The sequence below is a fragment of the Nocardia flavorosea genome (genome assembly GCF_015477805.1).
In the GTDB taxonomy this organism is placed as follows: Bacteria; Actinomycetota; Actinomycetes; order Mycobacteriales; family Mycobacteriaceae; genus Nocardia; species Nocardia flavorosea_A.
This window is the reverse complement of record NZ_JADLQL010000001.1, coordinates 1,398,180-1,414,999: the sequence shown is the minus strand read 5'-3', so window position 1 is coordinate 1,414,999 and position 16,820 is coordinate 1,398,180. Positions and strand designations below refer to the sequence as shown.

At 68.5% G+C, this 16,820-nt stretch carries 14 protein-coding genes; 8 read left to right on the top strand and 6 right to left on the bottom strand.

Translation table 11 applies throughout. The features are described from left to right. The first annotated feature begins 2 nt into the window (after positions 1-2). Genes IU448_RS06310 through IU448_RS06285 form a run of 6 tightly spaced genes read left to right on the top strand, consistent with a single transcriptional unit; the run spans position 3 to position 7,014 of the window. The gene (locus IU448_RS06310; RefSeq protein ID WP_228812040.1) at positions 3-2,063 is read left to right on the top strand and encodes a hypothetical protein; all 2,061 of its coding nucleotides are present in this window, start codon (positions 3-5) and stop codon (positions 2,061-2,063) included. Next, entirely contained in the window at positions 2,060-2,368 is a 309-nt protein-coding gene (locus IU448_RS06305; RefSeq protein ID WP_195054488.1) for a transposase, read from the top strand. The genes IU448_RS06310 and IU448_RS06305 overlap by 4 nt, the downstream gene beginning before the upstream one ends. A gap of 13 nt (positions 2,369-2,381) precedes the next feature. Next, a complete protein-coding gene (locus IU448_RS06300) occupies positions 2,382-4,031 on the top strand; it encodes a peptidoglycan DD-metalloendopeptidase family protein (protein WP_195054487.1) in 1,650 nt (549 codons plus the stop codon). Beyond that, positions 4,028-4,630, top strand: a complete 603-nt coding sequence (locus IU448_RS06295) for a hypothetical protein (protein ID WP_280456587.1) — start codon at positions 4,028-4,030, stop codon at positions 4,628-4,630. Before IU448_RS06300 ends, IU448_RS06295 begins: the two co-directional genes overlap by 4 nt. Positions 4,631-4,660: 30 nt before the next feature. Next, complete coding sequence (locus IU448_RS06290; protein WP_195054486.1) at positions 4,661-6,574, top strand: type IV secretory system conjugative DNA transfer family protein; 1,914 nt, start codon at positions 4,661-4,663, stop codon at positions 6,572-6,574. Next, the gene (locus IU448_RS06285; RefSeq protein ID WP_195054485.1) at positions 6,571-7,014 is read left to right on the top strand and encodes a DUF4913 domain-containing protein; all 444 of its coding nucleotides are present in this window, start codon (positions 6,571-6,573) and stop codon (positions 7,012-7,014) included. The genes IU448_RS06290 and IU448_RS06285 overlap by 4 nt, the downstream gene beginning before the upstream one ends. A gap of 114 nt (positions 7,015-7,128) precedes the next feature. Here the strand turns inward: IU448_RS06285 and IU448_RS06280 are convergent, their stop codons facing one another. Next, positions 7,129-7,725 (bottom strand): hypothetical protein, encoded by a 597-nt coding sequence (locus tag IU448_RS06280; RefSeq protein WP_195054484.1) that lies wholly within the window; start codon positions 7,723-7,725, stop codon positions 7,129-7,131. Positions 7,726-8,021: 296 nt separating this feature from the next. Next, complete coding sequence (locus tag IU448_RS06275) at positions 8,022-8,903, bottom strand: peptidylprolyl isomerase (RefSeq protein WP_195054483.1); 882 nt, start codon at positions 8,901-8,903, stop codon at positions 8,022-8,024. A gap of 189 nt (positions 8,904-9,092) precedes the next feature. Here IU448_RS06275 and hisS point away from each other — a divergent pair, with 189 nt between their 5' ends. Together hisS and IU448_RS06265 are read left to right on the top strand one after the other, a co-directional pair. Further along, positions 9,093-10,358, top strand: coding sequence for a histidine--tRNA ligase (gene hisS / locus IU448_RS06270; RefSeq protein ID WP_195054482.1), 1,266 nt, complete (start codon positions 9,093-9,095; stop codon positions 10,356-10,358). Positions 10,359-10,400: 42 nt separating this feature from the next. Continuing rightward, positions 10,401-11,045 (top strand): hypothetical protein, encoded by a 645-nt coding sequence (locus tag IU448_RS06265; RefSeq protein ID WP_195054481.1) that lies wholly within the window; start codon positions 10,401-10,403, stop codon positions 11,043-11,045. 381 nt (positions 11,046-11,426) lie between these two features. Here the strand turns inward: IU448_RS06265 and IU448_RS06260 are convergent, their stop codons facing one another. The 4 genes from IU448_RS06260 to IU448_RS06245 all read right to left on the bottom strand — a co-directional run bounded on the left by IU448_RS06260 (position 11,427) and on the right by IU448_RS06245 (position 16,820). After that, positions 11,427-12,512 carry a 2-oxoacid:ferredoxin oxidoreductase subunit beta gene (locus IU448_RS06260; RefSeq protein WP_195054480.1) on the bottom strand — a complete coding sequence of 362 codons (1,086 nt, stop codon included), beginning with the start codon at positions 12,510-12,512 and terminating at the stop codon, positions 11,427-11,429. A gap of 73 nt (positions 12,513-12,585) precedes the next feature. Continuing rightward, a complete protein-coding gene (locus IU448_RS06255; RefSeq protein WP_195054479.1) occupies positions 12,586-14,547 on the bottom strand; it encodes a 2-oxoacid:acceptor oxidoreductase subunit alpha in 1,962 nt (653 codons plus the stop codon). Between the two features lie 223 nt (positions 14,548-14,770). Further along, positions 14,771-15,787, bottom strand: coding sequence for an Rv2578c family radical SAM protein (locus IU448_RS06250; RefSeq protein ID WP_195054478.1), 1,017 nt, complete (start codon positions 15,785-15,787; stop codon positions 14,771-14,773). Positions 15,788-15,818: 31 nt separating this feature from the next. Further along, positions 15,819-16,820, bottom strand: coding sequence for an NAD-dependent epimerase/dehydratase family protein (locus IU448_RS06245; protein ID WP_195054477.1), 1,002 nt, complete (start codon positions 16,818-16,820; stop codon positions 15,819-15,821).

Below are 16,820 nucleotides of genomic sequence, written 5' to 3'. Positions count from 1 at the left end.
TGATGGTACGCGAGCACGAACCCCCTTTGCGGGAACGGAACCGGGTCCGGGCCGCCACCGGCGAGCGGACCCGGCCGGGCCGGGACGAGGACCGGCGCGGCCGGGAACCCGACGTAACCGGTCAGCGGCACGAGGGCGGCCGCTCACGTACCGAACGCCGGGCCGCGGCCCCGCGTAGCACCGATCCGGCCGGCCGGACTCCGCGCGAACGGGGCGCCGCGAACCGGGAACGGGTGCGCCGGGCCCGAGTCGATACCACCGCCGACCGGGCGATGGGCACCCCGGAATTCGACAAGGCCGCGCGCCGGGCGAAGGTGCGGGCCGAGAAACGCAAACAGTCGGGGCCGCCGCTGCTCGATCCGGCGACGCGGTCCCGGCTGGAGGAGATCAGCCGCGAGGGCGCCGGATTACGGGCGGCGTGGGCGACCTTCCGGGTCCGCACCGACGATATTCGTCGGCGCAATTACGAGGCCCGCGCCGAACAGGAGTTCCAGGACGGTTTCGACCGGCAGACCGCACAGCTCACCGAACGCGGCTATGCGGGGGCCGGCGGCGGCCGGATGAATGTCGTCGGCCGTCCCGTCGAGTACCGGGCCACGACGGCGCAGGTGGCCGGGCTGTGGCCGTGGTCGGTCGGCGCCGGCGCACCGCTGATCGGGACCCCGCTCGGATCGCATCTGCATACCGGCGCACCTGTGTGCTTCGATCCGATGAACTGGTTCATGCGGGGGAGTTTCATCACCGCGCCGAGCCTGTTCGTACTGGGGCTCAACGGTTTCGGAAAATCGTCGCTGGTCCGCCGCATCGTGCTCGGCGGGGTCGCGCAGAACATCACCCCGTTGATCCTCGCCGATGTCAAACCCGACTACCGGCGCTTGGTCGAGCTGGTCGGAGGGCAGGTGATCGATCTGGGATACGGCCACGGCAAACTCAATCCGCTGGCCGGCGGGGTCCTGGGCGATATCGTGCCGCGGCTCGACGAGCATCCGGAACTGCAACGTCAGGTACTGCAGGATCTGCACGCACGGCAGGTCACGCTCATCGCCGGCTTGGTGGAACTCGTGCGCGGGGCGCGGGTGCGTGATTACGAGGAGACGCTGGTCTCCACCGCGCTGCGGATCCTGTACCGGCCGAGCAGCGGTTACACCCCGGACCGGCCGCCGATCATGGAGAACCTGCTCGAGGTCATCGTCGCCGGTGGCGAGGAGATGATGCTGGACGCCGGCGCCGACAGCCCGGGCGAGTACCAGGAGGCGATCAGGGGGCTGCGGCGTTCGTTGCGCGCCCTCACCCAGGGGCCGTTCGGTGCGGTGTTCAACGGCCAGACCACGGTACCGATCGATACCGATTCGGTGGCGGTCTGCATCGACGTCTCCCATATCCCGAACGGCGACAAGAAACTCAAGGCCGCCGTCATGCTGGCCTGCTGGGCCGACGGTTTCGCCGCGGTGGAGGCGGCGCATACCCTCACCGACGCGGGGATGGCCCCGCAGCGCTACTTCCAGGTGGTGATGGACGAACTGTGGCAGGTGCTCGGCCTCGGCGATTTCATGGTCGACCGGGTGGACGAACTGACCCGTCTGCAGCGCGGTATCGCCACCGCGCTCATCATGATCAGCCATACGATCAAGGACCTGCAAGCGCTCGGGTCGGAAGCGGCCATCGCCAAAGCACTGGGCTTCCTGGAACGTGCCCGCGCCAAGATCTTCGGTGCCCTGCCGGCCGAGGAGATCAAACGGCTGGACAGCACGGTGCCCTTCACCGTTGCCGAGGAGGAGATGGTGACCAGCTGGTCGGCTCCCCAGGCACTTACCGGGGAGGCGCTCAAACCGGGGCAGATGCGGCCCTCGCCACCGGGTACCGGCAAATTCCTGCTGAAGATCGGTGAGGATCGCCGGCCCGGTATCCCGTTCCACATGGAGTTCACCGCGGCCGAGAAGCTCAGTGGAATCCACGACACCAATCAGCGGTTCGACGAGTTCACCGCGTATCCGGGCCGTTCCGGCGCCCGCGAGGCCGCGGCCGGCGACGGTGCGTATTCCGGGGGAGGGAGCGGTTCATGATGCCGCACCGGTCGTATCGGCGGGTATCGCCCGAGGTCCGTGCCGCAGCCGTGGAGCAGGTCATCGCGCTCACCGGCAAACTGCGCAGCGAATCGGAAGCGTGCCGGGTGGTGGCCGAGCAGATCGGGGTGCACACGAATTCGGTGCGCAATTGGGTACGAGCCGCGGAGGGCCCGGGTCTGGACCGGATGGACGCGGCTGCCCTGCGACGAAAGGTCACGCTGTTGCAGCAGCAGTTGGCCGCGGCCGCCGAAGTGAACCGGGCGCTGGCGGACAGCTTGAACGAAAGCCGGCGCCACACGTGAATCAGGCGCGGCCGTGAACGCGAAATCGGTGCTGTGGACAGCGCTCGGAGTGGTACTCGGGCTGATGACGGTGATTCTGGTCATCGTGCTGCCTGCGGTGGACGACCCCTGCGAAGGGGGCTCGGTGGTGGATCCGACCGGAGCGATCCCGCCGGGTGGGGATCCGCGGGCGGCGGGCGATCTCCCGGATGCGACCGCCAACCCCGCCGCGACCGCCACCCCGTCACTCGCCGCCGGTGCCGGGCCGCTGGACCGGACCTGGCCGATGGCCGCCGGAACGTATTCGGTGTCCGATGTCTTCGGTTCGCGCGGCGGCGGGCACAAGGGTATCGACCTGGCGGCTCCGGACGGCACCCCCATCTTCTCGGTCACCGACGGTGTGGTGGTGGCTGCCGGTCCGGCGTCCGGCTTCGGGAACTGGATCGTGGTCGATTCGATCGATCCGCGTAACGGGCGGGCGTTTTCGGCCGTCTACGGGCATATGTGGGACCACGGCGTGCTGGTGCGGGTGGGGGAGCAGGTGCGGGCCGGTCAGCATATCGGGATGGTCGGCTCGGCCGGTGAATCCAGCGGTCCGCACCTGCATTTCGAGGTCGTGCCCGGCGGCCGGTTCACCGGCGGCCGGCAGATCGACCCGGTGCCCTGGCTCGACGGCGCACCGACTCCCGACCTCGGTGGTGCGCGTGCTTATTCGACCGACCCGGCGTGCGTACGCGGTTTCGGTACCCCCGGAGGAGCGCTGGCCGGCGGGAAGGTACCGCCAGAACTCGAGATCTGGTACCGCCGGGCGGGATCGCTGTGCCCGCAGATCACGCCGTCGCTGCTGGCCGCGCAAGGCCGCCAGGAGTCCGGTTTCCGGCGCGGTCTCACCTCCCCGGCCGGGGCGCAGGGTCTCGCGCAGTTCCTGCCCGGTACCGCCGCCAGTACGAACCCCGATGACGGACAGCCGTATGTCATCGACGCCGACGGCAACGGGGTGGCCAGCGTATGGGACGACGGTGACGCCATCATCGGCCAGGGCCGGTATATGTGCGCGATCGCGCACAAGATCAACGGCTGGATCGCCGAGGGCCGGGTGCACGGCGATGTGGTCGCGCTGACACTGGCCGCGTACAACGCGGGCGAGGGGGCGGTACTGGCCTCCGGTGGGATGCCCAACCAGGTTGCCGCACATTATTCGGAAACCCAGCCGTACGTCGCGAACATCCTCGCTATGGAGGCCGAGTACCGCGACCCGGGCGCCGCCGGCCGCTTCACCCCCGATACCGATGCTGCCGCCGGCGACGAGATCGTGCGAGCCGCACACCAATGGCTGGGCACTCCGTACGTCTGGGGTGGCGGGGGGCCGCAGGGGCCCAGCAGCGGCGGCCTCGACGGCCCCGGTCTGACCTCGGCCGCGGTATTCGCCGCGTCCGGCGGCGAGGTCTCGCTACCACCCACCGCGGAACAGCAGTGGGAAGCCGGAACCGAGGTGTCGGTCAGCGAAATGGAGCCCGGTGACCTGGTCTTCAGCGAGTTCGCCGAGCGCGGCCCCGCCCGGGTCGGCATCTACGCCGGTAACGGGCAGATGATCCACGCGGCCCCCGCGGTCACGGCGGATGCCGCCGGTGGAGTCGCCCAGGCACCGGTACCCGGAGATGCCCGAGCGAGGAGGGTGCTGTGAACACGCGCGGATCGGCGGCTCGTCCGGCGTCGTGGCGGTTAACCTGGAACCGGAAGACGAGTGCCGGTGCGGGACTGGTGGTGGCGCTGATGCTGGGCATCACGATGCTGAGCGGCTGTAGCGGTGGCGGCGACGCGGGAACGACAGGCGGCCCGGCCGTTTCCACTCCGCGGCAGCTGGAGGCCGTCCCCGCACCGGATCCGGCCACGCCCGAGGGAGTCGCTGTCGCCGCGCTGCGGGAGATCTACCGGTGGGAACCGGCAACCGAGGTGCCGGGTGATTCCTTGGAACGCGCGCGGAGATTCCTGGGCCCCAGCCTGGTCCGGGTTCTGGACGCGCCCACGGATACCGCGGCGGTTCCCGGTGTTTCGCTGCGCTGGGGTGAATGGGCGGCGGCGGGTGCGCGGGTGGAAGCGTTCACGTTCGCGTCCGGGGAGCGGCCGCCCGCCGGACCGGATCCTGCTGTGCGGCAGTACAAGATCGGAATCGAGCAGACCGTCGTCTACCCGGACGGCCGCGAGGAACCCCTGGCACCGGCCACCGTGATCGCGACCGTGGTGCATACGCCCGCGGGCTGGCGGCTCGACGGCTATCGGTGACCACGGGCGGGGACCACTGAGGAGGCAGGTATGGCGAAGAAGAAACCGGTGAAGGATCCGGCCGTCCCCGGCCCGGATCTCACCCTGATCGCGATATATGTGGGCGGTGCGGTCCTAGGAACCGTCTGGGCGGCGCTGCATCTGGGCAATATGCTCTCGCTGCAGAAGCAGGATATGCCGGTCAATCCGATCGCCATCATCGCGGGCATGGTCAAGGGCGAACTGCGCTGGCCCACCGGCGCCACGGTGATCCTGGTGCTGGTCGTCGCCGCGTTGGCCGGGTTCGTGCTGTGGCGCCGCCGGGCCGCCGCCAAGCGCAGTATCGGCCGGCTGGCGGTGGACGACAAGGCCGATGTCATGGGCAACGGCGGTGCCATCGCGGCCATCACCGAGGCCGGTGTCCGGGAAAAGGCTGCCCAGCTCGGTGTACGGCTCGGCTCCGACGATGCGCCGGGAGTGCCGATCGGGGTCGCCGTCGCCGACGGCTCCATGCTCTACGGCTCCTACGAGGACCTGCACCTCGATATCTGGGGGCCACGGCAGGGGAAATCCAGTTCACGGGTCATTCCGGCGATTCTCAGTGCCATCGGCCCGGTCCTGGCCACCTCCAACAAGCGCGATGTCGTGGATGCCACCCGGGACGTCCGGGAAGCCAAGGGCAGCCGGACCTTCGTATTCGATCCGCAGGGCGTCGCGGCCGAGGAGCCCACCTGGTATTGGAACCCGCTGGACTGGGTGGACGCGCACAGCGACGGTTGCGAGATGCGGGCGGCGCGGCTGGCCGGGCATTTCGCCGACGCCGACAGCGGTTCGGATTCCGGTAAGGACAACTTCTTCGACCCGGAGGCCGAAGACCTGCTGGCGGGTCTTTTCCTGGCCGCCGCGGTCGGCATGCGGCCGATCACGCAGATCTGGGAATGGGTGACCAACCCGAACGACCACGAGCCGGTCATCTTGCTGGCCAATGCCGGGCACGGTTACTCGGCGTCCGGTCTGCGCGCCCAGTACGACGCCGATCCGCGGACCCGCAGCGGGATCTTCAGTACCGCCAAGAAAATGGTGCGCTGCCTGAAACTGCGTAATGTGCACAAATGGGTGACCCCGCGAACCGATCCCAACGAACGAGACCGGGCGCAGTTCGACGAGCTGGAGTTCATCGAGAACAACGGCACGCTCTACAGCCTGTCCCTCGAAGGCCGTGGGTCCGCCGCCCCGCTGGTGAGCGCGCTCACCGAGGCCGTTATCGATGTCGCCATGCGCAAGGCGTCGAGATCGGCGTTCGGGCGGTTGCCGATTCCGCTGCTGGCCGTGCTGGACGAGGCCGCGAATGTGGTCCGCTGGAAGGATCTGCCCAAGCAGTACAGCCACTTCGGGTCACGCGGCATCGTGGTCATGACTGTCCTGCAATCCTGGGCGCAGGGCGCCCGGTGCTGGGGCGACGACGGGATGAACGCGCTCTGGTCGGCCGCCAATATCAAGGTGTTCGGCAGTGGTGTCGACGATGCGAATTTCCTGCGCGAGCGTTCGGAAGCGATCGGCGAGCATTCGTCCATATCGGGGTCGGTCTCGGAATCCAAGGGCAGCAAGAGCTACTCACGGTCGCTGGGCTCGTCGAAGACGTTCACGGTGCAGGCGCTGGCCACGCTGCCACGCGGGCGCGCGATCGTGTTCTCGTCCGGTGCGCCGCCGGTACTGGTGCGGACTGTGCCATGGTGGGAGGGCGAATACGCGTCGCTGGTGAAGAAGTCGATCGAACAGCACGATCCGCAGCAGAAAACTCTTGTCGCCGATCTCATCGGCTCTCCATCGCTCATCAAGAAAACATCCCCGGGACCCGACAGTGGACCGGGAGAAACACCCTCGGGACCGGATAATGGACCGGGAGAAACACCCCCCGGACCGGATAACGGGCCGGGAGACAGGCAGGAGGTTCGCCCGCTGTGACCGAGACCCCCCCACAGCAAGGACAGCTCGTCTACGAGAACGTGGTGGAGTTCGTCGAGAACTACCTCAGCGTTGTCTATCGCCGCCAGGTCAGCGACCTCAGCGATACCGTCTGGTGCCCGCAATGGTGGCAACACACCGAGGCAGTGGTCCGGCTCGACGCGGTATGGCGGGCCTGGGAGCATCTCCGGCAGGATCCGGCCACCGGAATGAGTGTGTGGTTCCTCGACCATGCCGATCAGCACATGGCGGTTCTGCTCGATCCCCGCGGTCCGTTCAAGTACTGCAGCGTACGCAACGGGCACAAGGACAGGCTCGATCCGCTGCCCTTGGCCGCACCGCCGCAGGGGTTGTTCAGCGAACCGGAGGACAACGAGAACAGTTCGGCCGCGGAATCCGAACCCGCCGGTGGTATCGATATCGAGGATCCACGACGCTGACGGTCCGTGGTGCCGTACACGAAAACGCCCGTCGACGACGGGCGTTTTCGTGTTGTGCCGATCGGCACCGGCGGCCGCAGCCCGGTGAAATTCCGGCGAACCGCCGAAGTGCGGTCAGCGGCTCCGTTCCAGTCCGCGACTTCGGCTGAGTTCCTGCTCCCGGGCGCGCTGGACCGCAGGGGTCCGGTCCGGGCGGTTGCGGGCCGCTTCGCTGGCCGGACCCGCCTGACCCACCTCGACCAGCATCCGGGCCGCCGCGAGTTCCGGGGCGATCCCGATCCTGGACAGATGCGCGGCCAGCGCCGCCCGGCGCTCCACCGAGTCGTAACTCACCGCAGTGGCCGCCCCGGTCAGCTGGTCGGAATTCTCCGCGAATCGTTCCAGGGTGACCCGGTCCTTCTCCAGTTGTACCCCGCGATAAGCGCCCGTTTCCCGCTGCGGGACGGAGGAGCCGGGTTTCACCTCGGCCGCCGCCCGTGAAATGGTCTGGGCCAATGCGAGGTTGCGCGGATCCTTGGACTTGGCATCGCGCGCCTCACGGATCTGCAGTTCCCTGGCCTCTTTCACCCGCGCCTCGGTGAGCTTCACGCGGGCCTCGGCCTCACGCTGACCGCGTTCCCGGGTTTTCAGCGCGACGAGCGTCGCGATCTGCAACATCGTCTTCATCATGGCCGCGGTTTCCCGGCCGATATCGTCGATATCCTCGGACATGGCTGCTCCCGATACTGCGGTGGTCACTATGGGTGTTCATGGTGCCCGGCGGCAGCGGAGCCGCGCCGGGCGAATCGGGATTCGCCACCCGACCCGCGAACGGTCCGCCGGGATCCGCTCTCCGGAAGATCCCGCCGGCAGCGCACCGGCCCGAACGGCGACCGGTGAGCGCGACATGGTCACGCGCACTCCCACTTTCGAGATTACCCGAGAGACAGGGGCACAGTCTTCACTACGTAACGCCGACCAGCATATATCTACGGGCCGGCTACGGGGGCGAACCCGCCCGGCCGATCTCAGTCGATCCGTACCGATTTCAGCGTCACCGGCTGGTTCGGTTTCCCGTCGCCCGGGCCGTTGGATTCGTCCTGGCCGAGCCCGGCGATGGTGTCCAGGGTGGCCAGACCGGCCTCGTCGACGGTGCCGAAAATCGTGTAGTTCGGCGGCAACATCGAATCGCCGTAGACGATGAAGAACTGACTACCGTTGGTGCCCGGCCCGGCATTCGCCATTGCCAGCACACCACGCTTGTAGGTGATCGGTTTCGACAGAGCCGGATCGTTCGGCGGGTACTGGTCGGTGGGGTACTCGTTGTCGAACTGATAGCCCGGGCCCCCGGTACCCGTGCCGGTCGGATCACCGCACTGCAGCACCTTCAGCCCCTCGCCCTGGGTGAGGCGATGGCAATCCGTACCGTCGAAATAACCCTGGCCCGCCAGGCTGGCGAAGCTGTTCACGGTGCACGGCGACTCGGCATTGTTCAGCGTCAGCCCGAGTGGGCCGTGGTTGGTGTCCACGCTCAGGCTCAGCGACTCGTTTCCGTCGCCGGTCTGGATCCCCTCCGTGCGCGGCTTCTCCACCGGTTTGGCCGCCGGCTCCGGTGTGTCGTTGTAGACGCAGTTCACACTCGCCGGTTTGGCGGCCGCGGGCGGCGGCGGTGCGACGCCCGGCGTACTGGACAGCGAGGCGTCGGGTGTCTGCGAGGCGGCGGAATCGGCGTTGTCCTCGCCGCGGGTCAGGAAATACACACCGGTCACCGCGGCGATCACCACGACGACGCCGAGCGCGGATCCGGCGATGGTGAGTTGCTTACGCTTGCGCGCGCGTTCGGCCCGGTTGGCGAGCTGTCGTTCCAGCTTGCGTTTCGCCGCCGCTCGGCGCTGTTCGTTGCTCGGCACTACCACGTTCCTCCCGTGCGGCGGCCGGGCCCGGGCCCGGCCGGTCGCTTCTGGTCTGTTGGTTCCGGAATGAGAGTCTGCCATCTCCGGCTGTGAGCCCCCGGATATCGCCCGGTACTGCCGGGCGGGCGCTGCGGTCGCGGTAACCGGTTGGACTCGACCGGGCCGGGTGGTGGAAACTGGTTCACCGTGACCAAGACCAGCAGCTTCTCCGCCCCGAAGGGGGTGCCGGATTACGTCCCGCCCGGTTCGGCCGAGTTCGTCGCGGTGCGCGACGGCCTGCTCCGCGCCGCCCGACTCGCCGGGTACGGGCATATCGAGCTGCCGATCTTCGAGGACACCGAACTGTTCGCGCGCGGCGTCGGTGAGTCCACCGACGTGGTGAGCAAGGAGATGTTCACCTTCTCCGACCGCAGCGAACGCAGCGTGACCCTGCGGCCGGAAGGCACCGCCGGGGTGATGCGCGCGGTGATCGAACACGGTCTGGACCGCGGTCAACTACCGGTGAAACTGAGCTACGCGGGTCCGTTCTTCCGTTACGAGCGCCCCCAGAAGGGTCGCTACCGGCAACTGCAGCAGGTCGGGGTGGAGGCCATCGGCGTCGACGATCCCGCGCTGGACGCCGAAGTGATCGCGGTCGCCGACGCCGGGTTCCGCAGTCTGGGCCTGACCGGTTTCCGGCTCGAGATCACCTCGCTCGGCGACGAAACCTGCCGTCCGCAGTATCGCGAGCGGTTGCAGGAATTCCTGTTCGGTCTCGACCTCGACGCCGAAACCCGCCGCCGCGCCGAGATCAACCCGCTGCGCGTACTCGACGACAAACGGCCCGAGGTCCGCGAGCTGACCGCCGACGCGCCGCTGATGCTCGATCACCTGTCCGAAACGGCGAAAAACCACTTCGACCGGGTCCTCGCCCACCTCGACGCGCTCGGCGTGCCGTATGTGCTGAACCCGCGGATGGTGCGTGGCCTGGACTACTACACGAAGACGACCTTCGAATTCGTGCACGACGGCCTGGGCGCACAATCCGGGATCGGCGGCGGCGGCCGCTACGACGGTCTGATGGCGGAACTCGGTGGGCAGGCGCTGTCCGGTATCGGGTTCGGGCTCGGGGTGGACCGCACCGTCCTGGCGCTCGCCGCCGAAGGGGTCGCCGCGGGCGATCCGGCCCGCTGCGAAGTATTCGGGGTTCCGCTCGGCGATGCCGCGAAACAGCGGATGGTGGTGCTGGCCGGGGAACTCCGGGCCGCCGGGATCAGCGTCGACCTGGTCTACGGCGACCGCGGGGTCAAAGGAGCCATGAAGGCCGCCGACCGGTCGGGCGCCCGCTATACGCTGATTCTCGGCGACCGCGATCTCGCCGAACAGACCATCGGGCTGAAGGATATGCGCACGGGCGATCAGCGGCAGATCCCGTTGGCGGAGATCGTCGCCACCCTGTCCGACCGCCCGTAGTACTCTGCGGGCGACCCTGCTCCCGGACCGAAAAGCGCTGCCGTGACCGATTCGCCCCCACCCGATGCCGATCAGCGAATCGGATTGGACCTGGTTGCACCCGAGATGTACGCGCCGGTGCTGCGCCGCCTGGTGCTGGTCGCGGTTTGTCTCGCCCTGGTCGTCGGTCTGGTGGCCGGACTGTTCCTGGGGCCGGTCACCGGTGTGGTGGCGGCGCTCGTGGTGGCCGTACCGGCCGCCGGGTACGTTCTGGCAGTCCGGCGGCGGCGCCTGTGGCTGGCCGGGAACACACTCTACGCGCGGACACTGTGGCGGACGCGCCGGTTGCGAGTGCCCGCCGTAACCGGTGTCGAGTTGCTGGTACACCCGGGCCGTCTGAGCCGGGTGATCCTGCGGCTCACGGCCGGCCCGGACCGCCAACTGGTGCCGCTTGCCATGTACACAGATGCGGGCAGCGGCCGTGAACTGCATATCCTGGGCCTGCGCCGGCTCGCCGACGCGCTGTCGCGCAGCGAACTCGCCGCCGGCCTCGCGGTAGCCGACCTACTGGTCCACCAGTTGCGCGCCGAAGCCCGCGATGCCGCCCTCCCGGAGCGCCCGCTGTACCGGGCGGCCACCGCGGCCCGGTCCAAGGACTATGTCGCACCGATCGTCCTCACGGACCAGGAGATCACCGGACTGTTTTGAGACAGGTGGCGGTCGATGAGTCGCCGTCCCGAGATGCGTGAGCAGTCTGGATATCGGTGACCTCGGCGGCTGGGCAGCGCAGGTGTGTGCACCCGCCGTGCGCGGCGGCGCGGAGAACGAACGCGCCGGGATGCCGGCACCGTGGCGGCGTCGAGCGGGTTGCAAAGCTCCGAAAGGCGGACAGGCCGGGACTGCACACCGCTGCCGGAGTGCCGTGCCGATCGCTTCGGCGATGGTCCGGCTCGCCCGGCCGGCTCGGTGCAGCGGAGTGAGCACCGCATTCCAGGTGATTATCGGGACGCGGTACCTTGCGCCGAAAACCGCCGCGTGGGCCGATCCGGCTGCCCGGGCCGGCCCGCGGCGCGAGAGGGAATGCGCCGGTCAGACCGTCCAGGTCTCCGATCCGGTGAGCAGACGCTGTAGCGCGTCGGGCCCGGGCGGGATCTTCTCCTGGGCCGCGCTGGTCTGCGCCCGGACGCCGTCGTCGTAGGTTGCTCGCCGGACGGCCCGGAAGATACCGGTGACCACGTGGTCCAGATCCTGGTCGGAAAGGCGCGACAGGGCGTAGGCGTACTCGGGATCATCGCGGTGGGCGTCGTGGACGACGATCTCGTCCTCGGCAACTTCGGCTGTCGGTGCCACGGCGAGTCCGAAACCGCGTTGCACCACCGCGTATTCGCTGTCGGTGCCGAAGCGCAGGGGTTCACCGTGCCGGAGCCGGATGAGGCGGGATTCGCTGTCGCCGCGCCGCAGCACATCGAAGGAACCGTCGTTGAAGATCGGGCAGTCCTGCAGGATCTCCACGAACGAGGTGCCGCGGTGTTCGGCGGCGGCGCGCAACACCTCCGTGAGACCCGCGCGATCGGAGTCCAGCGCCCGGGCAGCGAAGGTCGCTTCCGCGCCCAGCGCGACCGACAGGGTGTTGAACGGATGATCGACCGAACCCATGGGCGTCGATTTGGTGACCTTACCCGCTTCGGATGTGGGGGAGTACTGCCCTTTGGTGAGACCGTAGATCCGGTTGTTGAACAGCAGGATGGTCATGTTCACATTGCGGCGTAGCGCGTGGATCAGGTGGTTTCCGCCGATGGAGAGCGCATCTCCGTCCCCGGTGACCACCCACACCGACAGATCCGGGCGGGTCACCGCCAGCCCGGTGGCGATGGCGGGAGCCCGGCCGTGGATCGAGTGGATCCCGTAGGCGTCGAGGTAATACGGGAATCGGCTCGAGCAGCCGATTCCGGAGACGAACATGAGGTTCTCCCGGCGCAGGCCGAGTTCGGCCAGGAAACCGCGCACCGTGGCGAGGATGACGTAGTCGCCGCAGCCGGGGCACCAGCGCACCTCCTGATCGGAGGTGTAGTCCTTCGCCTTCTGCGGACCATCCGCGCGCGGTACGCCGGTCGAACCCGAGACGGGGGTGATGCCGAGGTCCGCACCGGTCGGTGAGGTATCGATAATGGTCATGCTGTGCCCCTTTCGCGCATGATCGAGGGCCCTCCGCGGCCACACTCCGCTACCGTCTCGGGACCTGACCGGATCATGCGGTGCCCCCGTTCCCCCGATACGTCGCTCGAGCTCGCGCGGTGAAGGCCTTGCTCTGCTCCAGTTCGGTAAGTGTGCCGTCCAGGGCCGCGTCGATCACGCCGACCAGTTCCTGGGCAGAGAATGCCGTTCCCGCCACCTTCGTCCATGGTTGCACGTCCACGAGATACTCGGCCCGCAGCAACCAGGCCAGCTGGCCGCCGTTCATCTCGGGCGCCACCACGGTGTCGTAGCGGCGCAGGACGTCGCCGAGGTCCGGCGGTAGCGGATTGAGGTGGCGCAGATGTAGCTGGGCGACCCGGGCCCCGCGGCGGCGGACACGGCGGCAGGCCTCGCCGATCGGCCCGTAGGAGCTGCCCCACCCGATGAGCAGGACTCGAGCTTGCCCGTCGGGATCGTCGACCTCGGCGGGCGGTACCGAGATACCGTCGATCTTGGCCTGGCGCAGCCGCACCATCAGCTCGTGGTTGGCCGGATCGTAGGAGATGTCACCGCTGCCGTCGGCTTTTTCCAGTCCACCGATCCGGTGCGCGCGGCCCGCGGTGCCCGGTACCGCCAAGGGGCGGGCGAGGGTCTCCGGATCGCGGGCATAGGGCTGGAAATCATCGTCGCCCGCGGGTTCGAACGCCGGGTCGATCGGTTCCAGTTCGCTCACCGCCGGGATGGCCCACGGCTCGGACCCGTTGGCGATCGCCCCGTCGGACAGCAGGAGAACGGGTGTCCGGTAGGTGAGCGCGATCCGGGACGCTTCTACCGCGGTGGCGAAGCAATCGGCCGGTGAGCGCGGCGCCAGCACCGCGACCGGGGATTCGCCGTTGCGGCCGTAGAGGGCCTGCAGCAGATCGGCTTGCTCCGTCTTGGTCGGCAAACCGGTGGACGGCCCACCGCGCTGGACATCGACGATCACCAGCGGCAGTTCGGTCATCACCGCCAGCCCGATGGTTTCGCTCTCGAGCGCCAGCCCCGGCCCGGACGTGCTGGTGACTCCGAGGGCACCACCGATCGCGGCGCCCAGCGCGGCGCCGATCCCGGCGATCTCGTCCTCGGCCTGGAAAGTGGTGACACCGAAGTTCTTGTGTTTGCTCAGCTCGTGCAGGATATCGGAGGCCGGTGTGATCGGATAGGTGCCGAGGAACAGCGGGATGCCCGCCAGCGAGCCGGCGGTGATAAGGCCGTAGGCCAGGGCGGTGTTCCCGGTGATCTGCCGATAGGTGCCTGCGGGCAGCGCGGCCGGGGCGACCCGGTAGGTAGTAGCGAACGCCTCGGTGGTTTCGCCGTAGTTCCAGCCGGATCGGAAGGCGAGGATATTGGCCTCGGCGATTTCCGGTTTCTTCGCGAACTTCTCCCGCAGGAACTTCTCGGTGCCGCCGATGGGCCGCCCGTACATCCAGGACAGCAGGCCGAGGGCGAACATGTTCTTCGCCCGCTGACCATCCTTTTTGCCCACACCGGCGGGTTCGGTGGCCGCCAGGGTCAACGACGTCATCGGGACCCGGTGCACGACGAAATCCGCGAGGTCCTCGCCGGCGAGTGGATCGGCGGTGTAGCCGACCTTGGTGAGGTTGCGTTTGGTGAACTCGTCGGTGTTGACGATGAGGGTGCAGCCGCGCGGTAACTCGGCCAGATTGGCCTTCAGTGCCGCCGGGTTCATCGCGACCAGCACATCCGGCTGGTCTCCGGCGGTGAGGATATCGTGGTCGGCGATCTGGATCTGGAACGACGACACACCCGGCAGGGTGCCCTGCGGAGCCCGGATCTCGGCCGGGAAGTTGGGCTGGGTGGCCAGATCGTTGCCGAACGCCGCCGCCTCGTGGGTGAATCGGTCACCGGTGAGCTGCATACCGTCACCGGAATCCCCGGCGAACCGGATGACGACGCGATCCAGTACCGCTGCACCGGGCGGGTTTTCGGCGGTCGCGGGATCGGACGGGGCGATGTTGTCGGGGTGCGAGACCATATGTGTGCTTCACTTCCTCGTCGAAATGAGCTACCAGTCGCCAACCTACCCTTGCCGGGGGGCGTCGCGCCGGGAAAGTGCGCGTCCGGTGCGCCGTCGGCGCGCGGTCCGGTGGGAGTGCCCGGAGGATCGGCCCGAGTCGGCGAGACCACTTCACACGAACGTTCCGTGCGGCTGCGCCGCGTCCTGGGTCCGCACCGGCCCGCCGAACGGGCGTCCGGGTTCAGGCGAACAGTTCCAGTTGCGGCGTGCGGGCGGGTTCCGGTGCCGGACGGGCCTGCGGAAGACGTGGTTCATCCGGGCGCAACCCGTGCTCGCGCAGTAGTGGATCGACCCGTTCCCGGAGCCACGACGCGTACTCGGGAGCGACCGCCGCGCCGCGCCGGTAGAGCTGCCGGTACCGGCGCAGCAGCGCCGGATGGGTTTCGGCGAGCCAGCCCAGGAACCAGCCACGCGTACTACCGCGCAGATGCAGCGGAACGACGACCGCCGACCCGGCGCCGGCCGCGGCCAGTTCGCCGAACAGTTCGTCGAGCTGGGCCCGGCCGTCGGTGAGATACGGAAGCACCGGCGCCACCATCACATTGACCGCGAAACCGGCATCACCGCAGGCGCGGACCAGATCCAGGCGGGCCCGTGGGCCCGGGGTGCCGGGTTCCAGGCCGCGCTGCAACTCCGGGTCCAGCAGGGCCAGTGAAATCCCGATATGCACCGGGACTTCGCGTGCGGCCAGGCTCAGCAGCGGTAGATCCCGGTGCAGCAGCGTGCCTTTGGTGAGGAGAGAGAACGGCGTACCGGAATCGGTGAGGGCCCCGATGATTCCGGGCATCAGCCGATATCGGCCCTCGGCCCGCTGATAGGGATCGGTATTGGTGCCCAGCGCCACCTGTTCCCGATGCCAGGACCGGCGGGTGAGTTCCCGGCGCAGGACCGCCGCGATATTCGTCTTCACCACGATCTGGGTGTCGAAATCCGTTCCGGCATCGAGTTCGAGGTACTCGTGCGATCCGCGGGCGAAGCAGTAGCGGCACGCATGCGAACATCCGCGCATCGGGTTGATCGTCCACCGGAACGGAAGGTGGGAGCCGTCGGGGACCTTGTTCAGCGCGCTCTTGCAGAGCACCTCGTGAAAGGTGATGCCCTCGAACTCCGGGGTCTGTACGGTGCGGGCGAACCCGGCCCGGCCGAGGCCGGGCAGTGCGCCGTCGTCGGCGTCCAGGGTCTGGTTCTGCCACCGCACGCGACCAGTCGAACACGCGTTCTAACTGCTGTCAAGCAGCCGGGTCGAAATCCGGGAGCGGGGCGTGGGGGTCGGCGAAGAAGGCCACCAGATCGCGCACGGTATCGTCGATCGGCCGGGGCTTATACCCCAGTTCGCCGGCGGCTTTACCGTGGTCGACCAGCGGCGCCGAAACCAACGCGCCGAGCGCCGCCTTGGAGACGACATCGGTCCCCAGGCGTTTACCGATCGGCTCCATCACCGGGATGAGACCGGCGACGAGCTTCGGCGAGATGGAGAAACGGGGCCCTCGTTTGCCGCCGTGCCGGGCGGCCATCCGGCAGAGCTCGAGCATGGAGATCATCTCGCCGCCGAGCAGGTAATTCTCCCCGGTACGGCCGTGTTCACCGGCGAGGATCAGGCCGCGTGCCACATCTCGGACGTCGACCAGGTCGAAACCGCCGTCGATCATGGCGGGGATACGGCCGCGCGCGGCGTCGCGCAGGGAGCGGTTGATCCGCGAGAGCGGGGTTCCGTGGTCGGCGGGGCCGAAGACGCCGGTGGGGTTGCACAGGACCGCGTCCAGGCCGGATTCGATCACCTTCCGGAGTTCGATCTCACCGGCCCATTTGGACCGGTCGTAGACAGGCAGGCCCGCGTCGGTGGAGCGCAGGGTGGTTTCGTCGATCGAGCCGCCGCAGCTGTACTGGTCGAAGGCGTGAATCGAACTCGCGTGCACGAACCGGCGGACGCCCACGGCGTGGGCGGCCTCGGCCACGACACGTACGCCCTCGGTGTTCACGCGCCAGGCGAGGTCGTTCTTGTTTGCCAGGGTGATCACTGCGACCAGGTGGTACACCACCTCGGCGCCGTCGAGGGCGGCCCGCATGGAGGCCGGATCCAGGACATCGGCGCTCACCCAGGTGACGTTCTCCGCGGCGGCGTGCCGGGGCGCTACCCGGTCTATGGCGGTGATCTCGTCGCCGCGCTCGGCGAGCAACGGGAGCAGATTCGTACCCAGGTAGCCGGCTGCGCCGGTCACTGCGACCTTCAT

Coding starts and splice junctions, on each gene's coding strand:
- IU448_RS06260 (WP_195054480.1), bottom strand. CDS start 12,512: ATGACCATTATCGATACCTCACCGACCGGTGCGGACCTCGGCATCACC.
- IU448_RS06255 (WP_195054479.1), bottom strand. CDS start 14,547: ATGGTCTCGCACCCCGACAACATCGCCCCGTCCGATCCCGCGACCGCC.
- IU448_RS06305 (WP_195054488.1), top strand. CDS start 2,060: ATGATGCCGCACCGGTCGTATCGGCGGGTATCGCCCGAGGTCCGTGCC.
- IU448_RS06280 (WP_195054484.1), bottom strand. CDS start 7,725: ATGTCCGAGGATATCGACGATATCGGCCGGGAAACCGCGGCCATGATG.
- IU448_RS06290 (WP_195054486.1), top strand. CDS start 4,661: ATGGCGAAGAAGAAACCGGTGAAGGATCCGGCCGTCCCCGGCCCGGAT.
- IU448_RS06245 (WP_195054477.1), bottom strand. CDS start 16,820: ATGAAGGTCGCAGTGACCGGCGCAGCCGGCTACCTGGGTACGAATCTG.
- IU448_RS06310 (WP_228812040.1), top strand. CDS start 3: ATGGTACGCGAGCACGAACCCCCTTTGCGGGAACGGAACCGGGTCCGG.